We start from the raw sequence: 1,006 nt of genomic DNA, 5'->3' as shown, positions 1-1,006 counted from the left end.
CCGACGGGTCACATACTAATGTATGCTCCCCGGCAGCCGGAGCTTGCCGCCTGCCTGCATCTTGAATGACGTTGGGTTCACACTATCACCATGCGCATTGGCTGATGACGATGAAACGTCAGGTAACGTATTGTTATCATTTTATTTTATAAGGATTTACTATGCCAACTCCATGCTACATCTCCATCGAAGGCAAAACGCAGGGCAACATCACCGCCGGTGCGTTTACCGCTGAATCTGTCGGCAACATCTATGTCCAGGGTCATGAAGACGAAATGCTGGTGCAGCAGTTTGACCATATTGTGACTGTCCCGACTGACCCACAGTCTGGTCAGCCATCCGGTCAGCGTGCGCACCGCCCGTTCAAATTCACCGTTGCACTGAATAAAGCCGTTCCGCTGCTGTATAACGCCCTGGCGTCCGGTGAAATGCTGCCGAAAGTACAACTGAAATGGTACCGCACCTCAGTTGAAGGCAAACAAGAGCATTTCTTCACCACGTCACTGGAAGATGCGACCATCGTCAATATCGACTGCAAAATGCCGCATTGTCAGGATCCGTCTAAGTCTGATTTTACCCAACTGATTGAAGTGTCGCTCTCTTACCGCAAAATCGACTGGGAACACACCGTTGCCGGTACTTCCGGTGCAGACGACTGGCGCGCGCCTGTCGAAGCGTAAACACTCACAACCCGGTCTGCAACAGGCTGATCGGGTTGATTCTTTATCTCAGGGAATTTCGGACAGCGCTGTCCTGCGGTAGCTTTGTCCGAAATTCTCTTTCCGATATGAAGGGAAACTGCTATGCCTTCCTTTTCTGATCTCTTACAGAGCATACAGGGGCGCTCCGGGCTGGTCTTTACCTGCCGGGTCCATAATCTGCCGGAAGAGACGTTTCAGGTCACCGAATTTACCCTCAATGAAGCCCTTTCTTCTTTATTTACCTTATCTGTTTCTGTTGTCAGCCCGTTACCGGCGCTCAGTTTTACCGATCACTTAGGGCTTGC

Annotated in this window: 2 protein-coding genes; both read left to right on the top strand. The window is 51.0% G+C overall.

All coding sequences use genetic code 11. The annotated features are described in order from the left end of the window. Positions 1–161: 161 nt before the first annotated feature. Positions 162–680: an Hcp family type VI secretion system effector gene (locus AYY17_RS13835; protein ID WP_067406088.1), complete on the top strand. Its 519-nt coding sequence runs from the start codon at positions 162–164 to the stop codon at positions 678–680. A gap of 123 nt (positions 681–803) precedes the next feature. After that, positions 804–1,006 (top strand): hypothetical protein (locus tag AYY17_RS13830; RefSeq protein WP_156656689.1); only part of this gene is annotated, 203 nt, incomplete at its 3' end.

Source organism: Morganella psychrotolerans (assembly GCF_001676055.1).
Lineage (GTDB): Bacteria > Pseudomonadota > Gammaproteobacteria > Enterobacterales > Enterobacteriaceae > Morganella > Morganella psychrotolerans_B.
This window is presented reverse-complemented; position numbering and strand designations above follow the sequence as displayed.